This window comes from Synechococcus sp. CCY 0621 (assembly GCF_019038465.1).
Lineage (GTDB): Bacteria > Cyanobacteriota > Cyanobacteriia > PCC-6307 > Cyanobiaceae > Cyanobium.
The window spans coordinates 56,745-70,538 of the sequence record NZ_JAFKRH010000026.1; the positions used below are offsets into that span (position 1 = coordinate 56,745).

A 13,794-nucleotide genomic window follows, 5' to 3' on the forward strand; every position below is an offset into this window, starting at 1 on the left:
GTAACGAGAGGCACGGATTGCCCGGCACCTGCATTCGGTGGCATCGGCGACACAGAACAAAACTTCATTCGTGGCACGGTCCCCCATGCCGATTCTTCCGACCGCACTTCCCCATGCCCCAGGTCAGCCGTCCCGCCAACCAGACGGGTGAATTCCTCGTCGATTACGAGGAGAAGGTCTTTCCCGACGTCAAGGCCGAACCGGGTGAGAAGGCCCTGGTCACCTTCCACACGGTGGCCTTCGAGGGCTCCATCGGCCTGGTCAACCTGCTGCAGGCCAGCCGTCTGATCAACAAGGGCTTCGAGACCTCGATCCTGCTCTACGGCCCGGGCGTGACCCTGGGGCTGCAGCGGGGCTTTCCCAAGCTGGGCGACGCCGCCTTCGACGGCCACCTCAACTTCGGCGCCCGCATCGAGAAGTTCATCGGCCAGGGCGGCAAGGTCTACGCCTGCCGCTTCGCCCTCCAGGCCCTCTACGGCCACGGCGAAGGCGCCCTGATCCCCGGGATCATCCCGGTCAATCCCCTCGACGTGCTCGACATCGTGCTGCTGCACCGCAAGGAAGGCGCCTTCATCCTCGACACCTGGACGCTCTGAATGCCCGCCACGATCACCGTCGCCGCCGCCCAGATCCGTCCGGTGCTCTACAGCCTGGAGGGATCGGTGGCGCGGGTGGTCGCGGCCATGGAGGAGGCCGCCGCGGCCGGGGTGCAGCTGATCGTCTTCCCCGAGACGTTCCTGCCCTACTACCCCTACTTCTCCTTCGTGGAGCCGCCGGTGCTGATGGGAAAGTCGCACCTCAAGCTCTATGAGCAGGCGGTGACGGTGCCCGGCCCGGCCCTGGGCCGCATCGCCGCCGCCGCCCGCCAGCTGGGCCTGCACGTGCTGCTGGGCATCAACGAGCGCGACGGGGGCAGCCTGTACAACGCCCAGCTTCTGATCGATTCCGCCGGCGAGCTGGTGCTGAAACGCCGCAAGCTCACGCCCACGTATCACGAGCGGATGGTGTGGGGCCAGGGGGATGGGGCCGGCCTGCAGGTGGTGCCCACCGCCCTCGGGCGCATCGGCGCCCTGGCCTGCTGGGAGCACTACAACCCCCTGGCCCGCTTCAGCCTGATGGCCCAGGGCGAGGAGATCCACTGCGCCCAGTTCCCCGGCTCGCTGGTGGGGCCCATCTTCGCCGAGCAGACCGCCGTGACCCTGCGCCACCACGCCCTCGAGGCCGGCTGCTTCGTGGTGTCCTCCACCGCCTGGCTGGAGCCGGAGGACATCGAGCGGATCACGCCCGACCCGGTGCTGCAGAAGGCCTGCCAGGGGGGCTGCCATACGGCGGTGATCAGCCCGGAGGGCCGCTACCTGGCCGGGCCGCTGCCCGATGGCGAGGGGCTGGCCATCGCCGAACTCGACCTGACCCTGATCACCAAACGCAAACGCATGATGGACAGCGTCGGCCACTACAGCCGCCCCGACCTGCTGGGGCTGCTGATCGACCGCAGCCCCGCCCGCCAGCTGCATGAGCGGCCCCCAGAGCCGGGCGTGAACGGATTCGCCGTCGCCGGCGCTGCCGATGAGCCGGCTCCGGGTCTGCCGCTGCTGGAGGAACTGCACCATGGCTGAGCACGATCGCCGCGCCCTGGGCCGGCGGCTCACCGAACTGCAGGTGCACGGGGTGGTCGACCCGGCGGTGCCCGGCAACCCCGGCCGCCGCGGCGGGGCCGGCCCGTCGGACCACCGCGCCCTCAGCATCGATGGCACCACCGTGATGGTGCCCGTCTACAACGCCGTGGCCGGCAGCTCGCCCTACCGGCTGGACACCACCGCCACAGGCGGTCTGCAGGTAAGCGGCACCACCACGGGCCTAGCAGCCGACGCCGCCGTGGCCCTGGCCGTGGAGACCCCGCCCGAGCCGCGCTTCTACGACCTGGCCACCGCCGAGGGCATCCCCTACCGCTCCATCGCCCTGCTGCACGGCCGGGACGTGCTGGCCACCACCCTCCTGCAGACCTGCATCCGCTTCCGCGACCGGAGCCAGTCGTGCCAGTTCTGCGCCATCGAGCAGTCGCTGGAGGATGGCCGCACCCTCGTGCGAAAGACGCCGGAGCAGGTGGCGGAGGTGGCCGAGGCGGCGGTGCGTCTCGATGGCGTGCGCCAGCTGGTGCTCACCACCGGCACCCCCAACAGCGACGACCGGGGCGCCAGGCTGATGGCCGAGACCGCCGCCGCCGTCAAGGCCCGGGTGGACCTGCCGATCCAGGCCCAGTGCGAGCCCCCGGACGACCCCGCCTGGTACCGGCGCATGAAGGACGCCGGCGTCGACAGCCTCGGCATGCACCTGGAGGTGGTGGAGGAGGAGGTGCGGCGGCGCATCCTGCCGGGCAAGTCGGAGCTGGGGCTGGAGCGCTACATGGAGGCCTTCGCCGCAGCCGTTGCCGTGTTCGGCCGCGGCCAGGTGTCCACCTACCTGCTGGCAGGGCTGGGGGACAGCGCCGCCTCGCTGATCGCGGTGAGCGAGCGGCTGATCGCCCTGGGCGTCTACCCCTTCGTGGTGCCCTTCGTGCCGATCGCCGGCACCCCCCTGGAGGCCCATCCCGCCCCCAGCACCGATTTCATGGTGGCGGTTTACACGGCGGTGGGCGACCGGCTGAGGGCCTCCGACCTCAGGTCCGAGGCCATGGCGGCCGGCTGCGCCAAGTGCGGCGCCTGTTCGGCCCTGTCCCTGTTCGAAGCCACCCCCTGAGCGCGGCCATGTTCTTCATCGACCCCTCCAGCCACGACATCGGCCGCAGCGCCAGCTCGGCGCCGGCCGCCTTCACCCCCTCGGTGCGGCGGGGGGTGGCGATCGAGGCCGAGGACTTCCTCCTCTCGCCCACGGCCAGCTCCCAGCGCTTCTCCTTCCATCTGCTGAGGCGCGGCACGCCCCTGGAGGAGGGCTACTGGCAGCTGCGCAGCGCCATCTTCTGCCAGGAGCAGCACCTGTTCGAGGCCACCGACCGGGATGAGAAGGATGGCCACGCCTATCCCATCGCCGCCCTCGACCACAGCGCCGGCAGCGGCAGCGGCGTGGTGGGGGTGGTGCGGATCCTCGAGGAGCGGCCACGCCTCTGGTACGGCGGCCGGCTCGGGGTGCACGGCGACCACCGCCGCCACAACCAGATCGGCAAGGGCCTGATCTGGAAGGCGGTCACCACCGCCAACGGCTGGGGCTGCGATCGCTTCCTGGCCACGGTGCAGCTCCAGAACGTGCGCTTCTTCCAGCGCCTGCACTGGACGTCGATCGACACGCTGGAGATCCGCGGCCTGCCCCACCACCTGATGGAAGCCGATCTTTCCTATTACCAGCCCGGCCTGGAGCGGCGACCGCAGCCAGTGCCCCAGGCTGTGGCGTGAGCCGCCCGGAGGCACCGGATCTGTCTCTGGCCGCCCTGGCCGGCAGGCTGCGCCAGCTCAGCGGCCTCACCGGCAAGACCGACATCCAGTCCCCGGCGGCCGCCTTCCCCCACCAGCCCTTTCCCGCCCTGGGGCCAGCCGCCGCCCTGGGCGACGATGCCGCCCTGCTGCCGCCGGTGGCCACGCCGCTGCTGCTGGCCAGTGAGGGCATCGACCCGGCCCTGGTGGCCGCCGACCCCTGGTTCGCCGGCTGGTGCGGCGTGCTGGTGAACCTCAGCGACATCGCGGCGATGGGCGGCACCCCGATCGCGGTGGTGAACAGCCTCTGGTGCCGCAACGCCGCCCGTGGGGCGGAGGTGCTGGCGGGCCTGCGCCGGGCCTCGGAGGTGTTCGGGGTGCCGGTGGTGGGGGGCCACACCAACCTGCACAGCCCCTACGACGCCCTGGCGGTGGCGGTGCTGGGCACGGCCGCTGGCCCGGTGCTCTCGGCCCGTGCGGCCCGTCCCGGCGACCACTGCCACCTGCTGATCGACCCCAACGGCGGCTTCCGCGGCACGTCTCTCTGCTGGGATGCGGCCACCGGCGCCGACCCCGCCCGGCTGCGGAGCCAGCTGGCCCTGATGGCGGAACTGGCGGCCGACGCCAGTGTCCATGCCGCCAAGGACATCAGCATGGGCGGCCTGGTGGGGACCGCCGCCATGTTCTGCGAGGCGGCCGGCTGCGGTCTGCGCCTCGATCTGGCCGCGATCCATCCCCCCGCGGGGGTGGCGCTGGAGCCCTGGCTCACCGGCTTCCCCAGCTTCGGCTTCCTGCTGGCCGCCCGGCCCGATCAGGAGGGCCGGCTGGCGCAGCGGGTCGCCAGCTGCGGCGGCCTGCAGTTGGAGCGGGTGGGCACGTTCACGGCGGAACACCGGCTGGTGCTGAACCAGGCGGGACAGCAGGAGGAGATCTGGCGCGGTGAGGCGCCGCTCACGGGCTTCGGGGCGCTGTCGTGATCGTCACCGCAGCCGGGATGGCCCCGGCGCACAATGGCCCCAATCGGTGGTGGGGGGCGCCATGCCGGAAGTGGAGCTGACGCTGGAGTGGCCGGATGGGGGCAGGAGCCGGCTCTATTCCCCTTCCACCGTCATCCTGGAGCACCTCGCCCCGGGCCAGACCGTGACGGTGGCCGAGCTGCGGGCCAAGGGCACCCTGGCGCTGCGGCAGGCCTCCGAGCGGGTGCGGGCCCGCTACGGCTTCGCCTGCACCCGGGCCGATGAAGAGGAACGGCGCCTGCTGGAGCAGGCCGCCCACTTCACGGCCCAGGAGCTGGTGAGCGTCCGGAGCGCCTAGTCGGAGAGCACCCGCTCAATGCGGCGATCGGGGATCAGCCACATCAGGGCCACCAACGCATAGATCGCCTGGGCGATGGCCGGAGAGCGCAGGCTGGCGAGCATCGCCACCAGGTAGAGCGTCAGGGAGGTGTGCCCCTTCCAGTCGCGGCCCACGGCGCGGCGCAGCAGCGAGTCGGGGCCCTGGGCGGCGATGATCTGCTCCTGCAAGACGAAGTAGGCCGTGGCCGCCATGACCATGACGGCCCCGTAAAGAGCGGCCGGCGCGACCGCCCGGTGGTTCTGACCCATCCAGCCGGTGGCGAAGGGCACCAGCGACAACCAGAACAACAGATGCAGGTTGGCCAGCAGCACCGAGCCGCTGACGCGCTGCAGGGTGTGCAGCATGTGGTGGTGGTTGTTCCAGTAGATGCCGATATAGACGAAGCTCAGCAGATAACTGAGAAAGACAGGAATCAGGGGCACCAGGGCCGCGGGCTCGGTGTTGTGGGGCACCTTGATCTCCAGCACCATGATCGTGATGACGATGGCCAGGACGCCGTCACTGAAGGCCTCCAGGCGGGTGGTGTTCATGACGGCCTGCAAGCGGATCAGGCTGCTTATGACAGAAGCGACGCAGAGTGCATCAAAAAAGAAATGAATCTCTACAGAGCCCAGACAGCCTGGTACCACTGAACCAGCGCCGGACCCTGCATCCTGCGGGCCCAGGTGGCGAAAGCAGACGTCTTCGCGGAGCCCGAAGCTCAGTAGAGAAAGGAGGCACCCCTTAGAAGGAAAACCCGATGAACATTCGCCTCCGCAGACGCCTGCTCTCGCTGGCCTCCATGGCCGCCCTGGTGATCTCCCTGATGATCCAATGGCCAGCCACGGCGATGGCCAGCCATGCACCCTCGGTGACACCCGTCGCCTTCGCCGCCATGACGGACAAAATGAGCGCCAAAGCCAAGGAAGCCGAAGGCAAGATGCAATCCGCCTATGGCGAAGTCACCGGCGATACAGGCCAACAGATCAAGGGCAAGGCCAAGCAGGTGCAAGCCTCTGCCATGAACGCCAAGGAAGCCGTGAAGGATGGCACCAGGTCCGCAGCCCGCAAGGCCGGTGACGCCTCCAACAAGCTGGCCAACAAGATCAAGTAAGCCCTGATTCGATCCATCCATCCCATTGAAAGGAGGCCCCAATGCTGGAATCACTCGCCGTCATTCTGGTGATTCTCTGGTTGCTTGGACTGGTGACGTCCTACACCTTGGGCGGCTTCATCCATGTCCTGCTGGTCATTGCCTTGATCGTCATTGTGTCCCGGCTGCTCAGTGGTCGAGGAACCGTGTGAGATCAAGGCGATTCCCGGAATTACAGGTCCTTGGTCAGGCGTTGCCGCAACTTGAGCAGCGCCTTTCGCTCCACATGCTGCACCTTGTGCTTGGACATCCCAATGCACTCCCCGATCTGGGCCAGCGAAGGAGAGCCGTCTTCGGCATAACGAAGCTGCAGCACCTTCCGTTCCGTGGGGTTCAGCAGCGTGACTTCACCATGGAGCCAGTGGTAGTCGTCATGCAGACCGGGCTCGCTGGGATCACCGATCAGATCGGTCAGCGACACCTCCCCATCGCCACTTCCGAGGGTCTGATCAAGGGAAAGAGTCTGCAGGTCGTGGGACGCCTGAAGCACGGACTCCAGCCGCTTGACGCTTTCGCCCAGTTCGGAACCGATCTCTGCCAGCGACAGGGGCTGGGCCGAGGCCATGCGAAGCGCCTGCACCTTGCGGGCCAGGGCCGCCATCTGGGGCGGCACCCGGATCAGCCCCGTCGTCTCCTGGAGATGGCGATGCACCGACTGACGGATCCACCAGGAGCCGTAGGTGGAAAACCTGCAACCCCGCTCGGGCAGGAAACGCTCCACCGCACGGATCAGGCCGAGGTTGCCGGCCTGCACCACATCCATCGGATCCAGGTGCATCAAACGGATGCGGTTGTGCTGCTGCTTGCAGAGCGACACCACCAGGCGCAGATTGCCCGTCACCATGCGCGCAAAGGCCCGCCGTCCCCGCCGCTCCTGGCCCAGACCCGGAGCCGGCTGGGAACGCCAGTCCTGCACAAGGGCACCAAGGTGCAGTTCTTCTGACGGCGTCAGCAGGGGAATGCGACCGATGGTGCGCAAGTAGTCCCCAAAGCAATCAGACATCGGACCAACAAATAGGGGGCCACGTTCATCGTGGGGCCACCTCGATAACGGGCGCGAGTGAAAGGCAGATCTGCCGCAGATGGGCTGCAACCTGCTTTTTCAGGCAGCGCATGACACAGTCTTTTATTTGCACCACCAATTCGCCTTACCTCCAGAGGAAAACTATTCATGTCCCTGATTTCACTGATCGTCACCCTGATTGTCGTCGGGGTCCTGCTATGGCTCGTCAACAACTACATCCCCATGGATGGCCAGATCAAACGCATCCTGAACATTGTCGTCGTCGTGGCGGTGGTGCTCTGGTTGCTCAATGCGGTGGGCCTGATGGATTCACTGCGCGGCATCCGCCTCGGCAGATAGCAGCCGACAGGCGCTCAGAAGCCCCATCACGGTGGGGCTTCCCGATGGGGCCTCCTACCAGCGATTGATTCCATGGCATAGCTTTCCACCCCGATCTGGGAGATTGTCTTCCGTGGGGCCGTTGTCTATCTCTTTCTGCTGGTGCTGCTGCTCTTCCTTTCGAACGCCGTCCAGAACTCCATGAATGGCGGCGACAACTGACTGATCGGCGACCTGATTTCCGCCGTCACCCTGATCGCCATGAACCATCGCGTTGGTGCGGCAATCAGTTCCAGCAAGGCCTTTGAGCGATTCCTGGAAGGTCTGCCCCAGGTGCTGGTCCACAACGGCACGATCTACGACGACGTGCTCCGCGGGTCGCAGCTGACCAGGAATGAACTGGAAGCGGCGATCCGATCGGCAGGCTGCACCGCCGTTGACCACGTGCATGGGGCCATTCTGGAAAACAATGGCTCCATCACGGTGTTGCCCCGTCCTCACCCCTCCTGAACCGGGGCCCCGGGGTCGCGCAAGGCGTGCAGCGCTTCCGTTTCCTCCGGACCGAGCACCAGCAACGCTGACGTCTCTCCCGCCAGGGGCAAGGTGAGCTCCAGGGGCAGGGCCTCACTGGGGCGGGGCAGCAGGTCGGCCATGTCGAACTGGGCCGCCCCCTCCGGCAGGGCGCCGCCATCGGGGGCCACCAGCTCCTCGCTGCGGTTGGCCAGGGTCCAGGCGCCACCCGTGCCATCGCTGATCAGCAGGGGCCGGCTGTGGTCGACGGCGATCCCCGGGGTGAGGGCGCTGAGGCGCAGGCGATCGCCGCTGCGGTAGGCGGAATCAGGCTGGGCGAAGATCCGCAGCGACCAGCGGTTGTCGTCCTGGTCGCGCAGGCTCCAGCGCTGGCCCCCATCAGCGCTGGCCAGGCCGGGCGCCAGAGTCAGCACCAGCAGCAGCCCCAGTAGCAGGGGCACCAGCCTTGAGGCCCAGGGGCGCTGGCGGGCGCCTGGAGGGGCCGTAAAAGGTTGAGCAGAAGCACGCATGGCAGGAGCCCCGGTCCCAGGGAATTCAACGTTATCGTTTTATCGTCCGGCAGTGGAAGCGGTCCATCCGCAAGGCGGTGTCGCCGCACCCTGTCGGTCTCTCCATCTTCGGATGTCCTGCCATGACCATCACCAACCTGTCGCGTTCCGGGATCCATCCCTGGGATCGCTTCAAGACCTGGGTCACCAGCACCGAGAACCGCCTCTATGTGGGCTGGTTCGGCGTGCTGATGATTCCCACCCTGCTCGCGGCCACCGTCTGCTTCTCTATCGAGAAGGCTGCGCCTACGTGATCGCCTTCATCGGCGCGCCTCCCGTCGACATCGACGGCATCCGTGAGCCCGTCTCCGGCGGCCTGCTCTACGGCAACAACATCATCACCGCCGCCGTCGTGCCCTCAAGCAATGCCATCGGCCTGCACTTCTACCCCGTCTGGGAAGCCGCCAGCCTCGACGAGTGGCTCTACAACGGCGGCCCCTACCAGCTGATCATCTTCCACTTCCTGATCGGCATCTTCTGCTGGATGGGCCGGGAGTGGGAACTCAGCTACCGCCTGGGAATGCGCCCCTGGATCGCCGTGGCCTACTCCGCCCCGGTGGCCGCCGCCACCGCCGTGCTGCTGATCTACGCCATCGGCCAGGGGTCCTTCTCCGATGCCATGCCCCTGGGCATCTCCGGCACCTTCAACTTCATGCTGGTGCTGCAGGCGGAGCACAACGTGCTCATGCACCCCTTCCACATGCTCGGGGTGGTGGGCATCTTCGGCGGCGCCCTGTTCTCCGCCATGCACGGCTCGCTCGTCACCAGCTCCCTGGTGCGGGAGACCACCGAAACCGAATCGCAGAACCGGGGCTACAAGTTCGGCCAGGAGGAGGAGACCTACAACATCGTGGCCGCCCACGGCTACTTCGGCCGGCTGATCGTCCAGTACGCCTCCTTCAACAACAGCCGCAGCCTCCACTTCCTCCTGGCGGCCTGGCCGGTGGTGGGGATCTGGTTCTCCGCCCTGGCGGTGGTGAGCTTCTCGTTCAACCTCAACGGGCTGAACTTCAACCACTCGATCCTGGATCACCAGGGCCGGGTGGTCGACACCTGGGCCGACATCCTCAACCGCGGCGGACTGGGCATCGAGGCGATGCACGAGCGCAACGTGCACAACTTCCCCCTCGATCTGGCCGCCACATCGGCCACCCCCGTGGCTCTCAGCGCTCCGTCGATCGGTTAGTGGGGCTTTGAACCCCGCCCAGCCATCGGCGCCCTGAGCCCCTGCCGGGCCCGGAGAGATCCGGGCCTTTTTGGCGTGACACGCTGGGGGGTCACCACCGGCTGAGGCGATGGCCCGCCCCCCCTACCAACCCTCCCTGCTGCGTCTGCTCCATGGCGTCACGGCGTTGCTGGTACTGGCCGCCTGGCTGAGTGGGCTGATCGTCTACAGCCGCTACGACGGCCGCTGGGGGCGGCTGCCCTTCACCCCGCCCGGCAGCTGGATCGACCTGCACGGCCAAGCGGGCTTCCTGCTGCTGCCCCTGGGCCTGGCCTTCGCCGCCTACGCCCTCAGCCTGGGCCGGGCGCGCCTGCGGCGAGCCACCAACGCCATGTCCCTGGCGGCCCTGGTGCTGGCGGTGGCCACCGGCAAGCTGATGCAGGAGGACTGGCTGCGGGACGGCCAGCTGCACCACCTGGCCTACAGCCTGCACCTGGCGGCCTGGCTGCTGATCGGCCTGGCCGTGGTCCTTCACGTGGGCGAGAGTCTGCGGCTGGGGGGAACGCCCCTGCTGGCCTCGATGGCCAGCACGACCCTGCGGCCGGGTGATTTGCCGGGCGACTGGCCGGGCCAGGTGCGGCGGTTTCTGAAGCGGAGGCGCTGAACGTCCAGCCCCGAGGACACGCCCCAGGGAAGAGTCCATGAACCATGGGGCCGATGGGGAGGCTCCAGGTGGGCTTCGCGCATGAACGACACCCGTTCGCCGCCGTCGTGAACGTCCAGCGGATCATCGGTGCTCAGGCAGAGCGTCGAGGAAGAAGCGTGGGTCGAGGCTCTGCGCCATCCTTCCACGGACATCTGAATTACGATTACTGAACAGCAGTAATTCAGGCGATGCGCAGCACCATCACCGCCCGCGGCCAGACGGTGGTTCCGGCCCCGATCCGCGAACGCTTCCAGCTGGGTCCGTCCATGCGGTTGGAATGGATCGTGGAGGGCGACGGGACCATCCGTGTGGTTCCCGTTGCCCTGGATCCGATCACCGCCTTCCGCGGCTCCGGCGCCGGAGGCGCCACCACCCGTCTGCTCGCCGATCGCCGCCACGATCGCCAGCAGGGGGCCTGATGGCCGGCCGCTGGCTGCTCGACACCTCCGCCCTGTTGGCCCTGCGCGACAACGAAACCGGCGCGGAGCGCGTCGCCGAACGGCTGCAGCGCTCCCAGGCCCGCCAGGGCAGCTGCCTGGTGTGCTTCATGAGTCGCATGGAGCTGCTCTACCGGGTGTGGAAGGACGAAGGCGAACGGACCGCCCGCCTCGCCGATGCCCAGCTGCGCTCCCTGCCCCTGGATTGGGTGGCAGCCAGTGACGCCCTGCTGGACCGGGCGGCGGCCATCAAGGCCACCCATCCCCTCTCCGTGGCCGATGCCTGGATCGCCGCCGCCGCTGAGCTGGAGGGGGCGGTGCTGGTGCACAAGGATCCTGACTTCCGCTCCCTGGCCCACCTTCCCCAGGACTGGCTGGGCTGAGGCCACCACAACGGCCTGATCCAAGCGGCTCAACTGGCAGAAAGCGGCGGATGAACAGCTCCAGGGCCATCGGCCCGCAGCGGGGCTGCCAGTTGGTGCCGCCCGCTAGCGGTCCTCGGCATCGGCGGCCTGGGCGGGGCCGTGGCGAAGCGCCACCGGAGTCTCAGGGCCGATGGAATCCGCTGGCATCCGCAACCCCTGATCGGCGCCTTCAAGTCCGTGCGACGGAGGATCAGGTGAAACCGTTTTGGTTGCAGAATGGTTGCCGCTGACCCTGCAACGGCGATGGCCAGGAGCCTCACCCTCAAAAATCTCCCCGACGACCTCTATGGCCGCCTGAAGCAAGCGGCCCAGCAGCATCGCCGCAGCCTCAACAACGAAGCGATCGTGTGCCTGGAAGCGGCCCTTCCGCCCCAGGCCGTCACGGCCGCCGAGCGACTGGAGCAGATCAGGGCCCTGCGCCACAGCCTGCCGAAGGAAGCGGCGTTCACGCCCGACCAGATCGATGCCTTCCAGCGCGAGGGCCGCCCATGATCGTGGTGGACACCAATGTGGTGGCCACTCTGTTGCTGGGTGGTCCACAGACCGAGAAGGCTGAGGCGCTGCTGCTTCACGACCCTGAATGGGCCGCTCCGTCGCTCTGGCGAAGCGAACTGCGCAACGTGCTCAGCGGTTACCTGCGACGCGGGCAGCTGGATCGCCAGCAGGTGCTGAGGCTCCAGGGCCAGGCGAAAGCGTTACTTCAGGGGCGGGAGGTGCCGGTGGATTCCGCCGACGTGTTCCGGCTGGCGGAGGCGAGCAACTGCAGCGCCTACGACTGTGAGTTCGTGGCGGCCGCCCTGGCGCTCCAGACCCGCCTGATCAGCTCCGATCGCCAACTGCTGCGGGCTTTCCCCACGCTTGCGAGCCCGTTGGAGCACGCCGTGGCCTGACACGGGCACAACAACGGTTCACAGCGGATCCCCGGGCAAAAAGCGCCGAATGAACAGCTCCAGGGCCATCGGCCCGCAGCGGGGCTGCCAGGTGGTGCCGCCCGGCAGCCGCCGCCAGCAGGCCACCTGCAGCGCCCCCCCGCCGGCCAGCAGCTGCACCCGGTAGCGGTACTCGGCATCGGCAGCCTGGGCGGGGGCGGCCAGGGGTTCGGCGCCGGGCTGGCTGGCCAGGAACGCCGCCGCGAAGGCCTCCGGCTCCGGCCGCTGGCGCAGGGCCGTGGCGAACCGCCAGGCGGCGCCGGTGGGGTAACCGTCGTGGTGGAGATAGAGGTGGCGCTCCGGAACGCCGGGGAAACCGGTGAACGAATAGACGGCGCGGGTGGCCAAGGGGCTGGGGCGGCTGCACAGGGAAGTGCCACCGGTGTCTCATCTGCTGATCCAGAGCTGGCTCACACCCACTGTGCGCAGAGCAGCTCCGCCTGGGCCAGCACGGTCTTCACCGCCTCTTCCTGCAGATCGGGGGGGTAGCCGTATTTGTTGAGGATGCGTTTGACCATCACGCGGATCCGGGCGCGGGCGCCTTCGCGCAGGGTCCAGTCGGCGGTGCTCTTCGAAGCTGCCTGCGATGTACTTGAGGAAGATCAGACCGAGCACCACGTGCTTGTACTCGGCCGCGTCCATGTTGTCGCGCAGCTTGTCGGCCGTGAGCCAGAGCTTGGCCTCGAAGCCCAGGTTGGCGGTGCCGTTGCCGGACGCCTTGGCCTTGCGGCCGTTGCTGGCCGGTGCCGCCGCCTGGGCCACCGGTTCGGCCCCCACCAGCGACACGCTGTCGCTGCGGCCCCGGCCGCGCACCACGATCCCTTTGGCCACCAGTTCCGCCTTCACCTCTTCGTAGAGGGGCTCTTCCCAGCCGGGTGCTTCGCGCAGGGCCGGGTTTTTGGCGGGGCTGCCGGCCGATCCCAGGGCTTCGAGGAAGTCGTTGAGCTGATCCGGGTCGGGCATTGAGGGATCAGGTGGGGCGGCGCTGGGGGGAGTCTGCCTGCGGTGGGGCGGTTGGGGGGGGCCGCCCAACGCTCAGGGCCGCATGTCGCCAGCGATGGCGCCACCGGCGGGAGGCGCTGGCAGCAGGGGTGTGGGATCCACCGCCACCAGCCCCTGGGGCTGGCGTTGGCGCACCTCCAGGTGCAGGTGCGGCGTGCTGGCGTTGCCGCTCTGGCCCACCTCGCCAATGGGCTGTCCGGCCCCCACGCTGTCGCCCTCAGCCACGGAGGCCTGCCGCAGATGGGCATAGAGGCTCGACCAGCCGCCGCCGTGATCGATCAGCACCGTGAGGCCGTAGCCGCTGATCTCCGCCACCCGCTGCACCCGGCCGGCCTGCACCGCCAGCACGGCGGTTCCTTCCGGCGCGATCAGATCCACTCCGGTGTGCAGGCGCCAGGCCCCACGGGCCTCCGAAAACCGCCAGCCCCAGGGGTCCTGCTCCGAGGCCACCACGGCGAGGGGATAGTGCAGCGGCGCCAGCGGCCCCGCCGCGGCCTCACCGGCCCCGGACGCCCTGGCCTGGAGGGCGAGGTCGCCCACCGGCACCTCCCTGGGCAGCAGCGCCGGACGCTCCGGCCTGGTGGCCGCCGGCGTCGGGATGGGGGCCGGGGCGACCCGCTCGGGAGAAGGCGCGGGCGGCGCTTCCGCACCCGCCCCGGTGGCCGAATCGGGGATCGGCGGCTCCGCAGGCACCCCTGGCCGATCGGTCCCCGCCGCAGCCGCGGCGCCGCCGGGGAGCAGCAGGAGCAGCAGCAACAGCGCCGGAGCCCGCCGGAAGGAGACAGGGGCCATCGAACGGGAGCGTGGCAGACGCGTT

General features: G+C 68.6%; 21 protein-coding genes and 1 pseudogene. 16 read left to right on the forward strand and 6 right to left on the reverse strand.

All coding sequences use genetic code 11. The features are described 5' to 3' along the window. The first annotated feature begins 113 nt into the window (after positions 1–113). The 6 genes from KUG43_RS08370 (at position 114) to KUG43_RS08395 (ending at position 4,718) form a co-directional block, all read left to right on the forward strand. Positions 114–596: an MSMEG_0572/Sll0783 family nitrogen starvation response protein gene (locus KUG43_RS08370; protein ID WP_216902352.1), complete on the forward strand. Its 483-nt coding sequence runs from the start codon at positions 114–116 to the stop codon at positions 594–596. Further along, a complete protein-coding gene (locus KUG43_RS08375) occupies positions 597–1,616 on the forward strand; it encodes a Nit6803 family nitrilase (RefSeq protein WP_216908008.1) in 1,020 nt (339 codons plus the stop codon). Continuing rightward, on the forward strand, positions 1,609–2,736 hold the full coding sequence (locus KUG43_RS08380) for an MSMEG_0568 family radical SAM protein (RefSeq protein WP_216908010.1): 1,128 nt from the start codon (positions 1,609–1,611) through the stop codon (positions 2,734–2,736). The genes KUG43_RS08375 and KUG43_RS08380 overlap by 8 nt, the downstream gene beginning before the upstream one ends. Positions 2,737–2,744: 8 nt before the next feature. After that, the gene (locus KUG43_RS08385) at positions 2,745–3,386 is read left to right on the forward strand and encodes an MSMEG_0567/Sll0786 family nitrogen starvation N-acetyltransferase (protein WP_216908012.1); all 642 of its coding nucleotides are present in this window, start codon (positions 2,745–2,747) and stop codon (positions 3,384–3,386) included. Continuing rightward, positions 3,383–4,381, forward strand: a complete 999-nt coding sequence (locus KUG43_RS08390; RefSeq protein ID WP_216908014.1) for a sll0787 family AIR synthase-like protein — start codon at positions 3,383–3,385, stop codon at positions 4,379–4,381. The genes KUG43_RS08385 and KUG43_RS08390 overlap by 4 nt, the downstream gene beginning before the upstream one ends. 61 nt (positions 4,382–4,442) lie before the next feature. Continuing rightward, on the forward strand, positions 4,443–4,718 hold the full coding sequence (locus tag KUG43_RS08395; RefSeq protein WP_216908016.1) for an MSMEG_0570 family nitrogen starvation response protein: 276 nt from the start codon (positions 4,443–4,445) through the stop codon (positions 4,716–4,718). Here the strand turns inward: KUG43_RS08395 and KUG43_RS08400 are convergent. Next, entirely contained in the window at positions 4,715–5,290 is a 576-nt protein-coding gene (locus tag KUG43_RS08400; protein WP_216908018.1) for a TMEM175 family protein, read from the reverse strand. The two genes, KUG43_RS08395 and KUG43_RS08400, sit on opposite strands and share 4 nt — an antisense overlap. 251 nt (positions 5,291–5,541) lie before the next feature. Here KUG43_RS08400 and KUG43_RS08405 point away from each other — a divergent pair, with 251 nt between their 5' ends. Both KUG43_RS08405 and KUG43_RS08410 read left to right on the forward strand, forming a co-directional pair. Next, a complete protein-coding gene (locus KUG43_RS08405; protein ID WP_286194549.1) occupies positions 5,542–5,853 on the forward strand; it encodes a CsbD family protein in 312 nt (103 codons plus the stop codon). Between the two features lie 41 nt (positions 5,854–5,894). Next, positions 5,895–6,044, forward strand: coding sequence for a lmo0937 family membrane protein (locus KUG43_RS08410; protein WP_216908020.1), 150 nt, complete (start codon positions 5,895–5,897; stop codon positions 6,042–6,044). A gap of 20 nt (positions 6,045–6,064) precedes the next feature. Here the strand turns inward: KUG43_RS08410 and KUG43_RS08415 are convergent, their stop codons facing one another. Continuing rightward, positions 6,065–6,895 (reverse strand): sigma-70 family RNA polymerase sigma factor, encoded by an 831-nt coding sequence (locus KUG43_RS08415; protein ID WP_216908022.1) that lies wholly within the window; start codon positions 6,893–6,895, stop codon positions 6,065–6,067. A gap of 168 nt (positions 6,896–7,063) precedes the next feature. Between KUG43_RS08415 and KUG43_RS08420 the strand changes: the two genes are divergently transcribed. Both KUG43_RS08420 and KUG43_RS17325 read left to right on the forward strand, forming a co-directional pair. After that, a complete protein-coding gene (locus KUG43_RS08420) occupies positions 7,064–7,255 on the forward strand; it encodes a Thivi_2564 family membrane protein (RefSeq protein ID WP_216908024.1) in 192 nt (63 codons plus the stop codon). A 240-nt stretch (positions 7,256–7,495) separates the two neighbouring features. Continuing rightward, positions 7,496–7,744 carry a YetF domain-containing protein gene (locus KUG43_RS17325; RefSeq protein WP_216908026.1) on the forward strand — a complete coding sequence of 83 codons (249 nt, stop codon included), beginning with the start codon at positions 7,496–7,498 and terminating at the stop codon, positions 7,742–7,744. Here the strand turns inward: KUG43_RS17325 and KUG43_RS08430 are convergent. Next, complete coding sequence (locus KUG43_RS08430) at positions 7,732–8,205, reverse strand: DUF3122 domain-containing protein (protein WP_353617976.1); 474 nt, start codon at positions 8,203–8,205, stop codon at positions 7,732–7,734. The two genes, KUG43_RS17325 and KUG43_RS08430, sit on opposite strands and share 13 nt — an antisense overlap. A 191-nt stretch (positions 8,206–8,396) precedes the next feature. Between KUG43_RS08430 and psbA the strand changes: the two are divergent. The 6 genes and pseudogenes from psbA (at position 8,397) to KUG43_RS08460 (ending at position 11,936) form a co-directional block, all read left to right on the forward strand. Then, positions 8,397–9,499 (forward strand): annotated as a pseudogene (gene psbA / locus KUG43_RS08435) (photosystem II q(b) protein). A 109-nt stretch (positions 9,500–9,608) separates the two neighbouring features. Continuing rightward, complete coding sequence (locus tag KUG43_RS08440) at positions 9,609–10,142, forward strand: cytochrome b/b6 domain-containing protein (RefSeq protein ID WP_216908029.1); 534 nt, start codon at positions 9,609–9,611, stop codon at positions 10,140–10,142. 230 nt (positions 10,143–10,372) lie between these two features. After that, on the forward strand, positions 10,373–10,603 hold the full coding sequence (locus KUG43_RS08445; protein WP_216908031.1) for an AbrB/MazE/SpoVT family DNA-binding domain-containing protein: 231 nt from the start codon (positions 10,373–10,375) through the stop codon (positions 10,601–10,603). Next, positions 10,603–11,004 (forward strand): PIN domain-containing protein, encoded by a 402-nt coding sequence (locus tag KUG43_RS08450; RefSeq protein WP_216908033.1) that lies wholly within the window; start codon positions 10,603–10,605, stop codon positions 11,002–11,004. Before KUG43_RS08445 ends, KUG43_RS08450 begins: the two co-directional genes overlap by 1 nt. A gap of 285 nt (positions 11,005–11,289) precedes the next feature. Beyond that, positions 11,290–11,538, forward strand: coding sequence for a FitA-like ribbon-helix-helix domain-containing protein (locus KUG43_RS08455; RefSeq protein WP_216908035.1), 249 nt, complete (start codon positions 11,290–11,292; stop codon positions 11,536–11,538). Further along, positions 11,535–11,936 carry a type II toxin-antitoxin system VapC family toxin gene (locus KUG43_RS08460; protein ID WP_216908037.1) on the forward strand — a complete coding sequence of 134 codons (402 nt, stop codon included), beginning with the start codon at positions 11,535–11,537 and terminating at the stop codon, positions 11,934–11,936. The genes KUG43_RS08455 and KUG43_RS08460 overlap by 4 nt, the downstream gene beginning before the upstream one ends. Before the next feature lie 18 nt (positions 11,937–11,954). Here the strand turns inward: KUG43_RS08460 and KUG43_RS08465 are convergent, their stop codons facing one another. The 3 genes from KUG43_RS08465 to KUG43_RS08480 all read right to left on the reverse strand — a co-directional run bounded on the left by KUG43_RS08465 (position 11,955) and on the right by KUG43_RS08480 (position 13,769). Next, positions 11,955–12,323, reverse strand: coding sequence for a hypothetical protein (locus KUG43_RS08465; protein WP_216908039.1), 369 nt, complete (start codon positions 12,321–12,323; stop codon positions 11,955–11,957). Between the two features lie 39 nt (positions 12,324–12,362). Continuing rightward, positions 12,363–12,938 carry a type I restriction-modification system subunit M N-terminal domain-containing protein gene (locus KUG43_RS17470; RefSeq protein ID WP_502988594.1) on the reverse strand — a complete coding sequence of 192 codons (576 nt, stop codon included), beginning with the start codon at positions 12,936–12,938 and terminating at the stop codon, positions 12,363–12,365. A gap of 72 nt (positions 12,939–13,010) precedes the next feature. Then, complete coding sequence (locus KUG43_RS08480) at positions 13,011–13,769, reverse strand: M23 family metallopeptidase (RefSeq protein WP_216908041.1); 759 nt, start codon at positions 13,767–13,769, stop codon at positions 13,011–13,013. Positions 13,770–13,794: the final 25 nt, after the last annotated feature.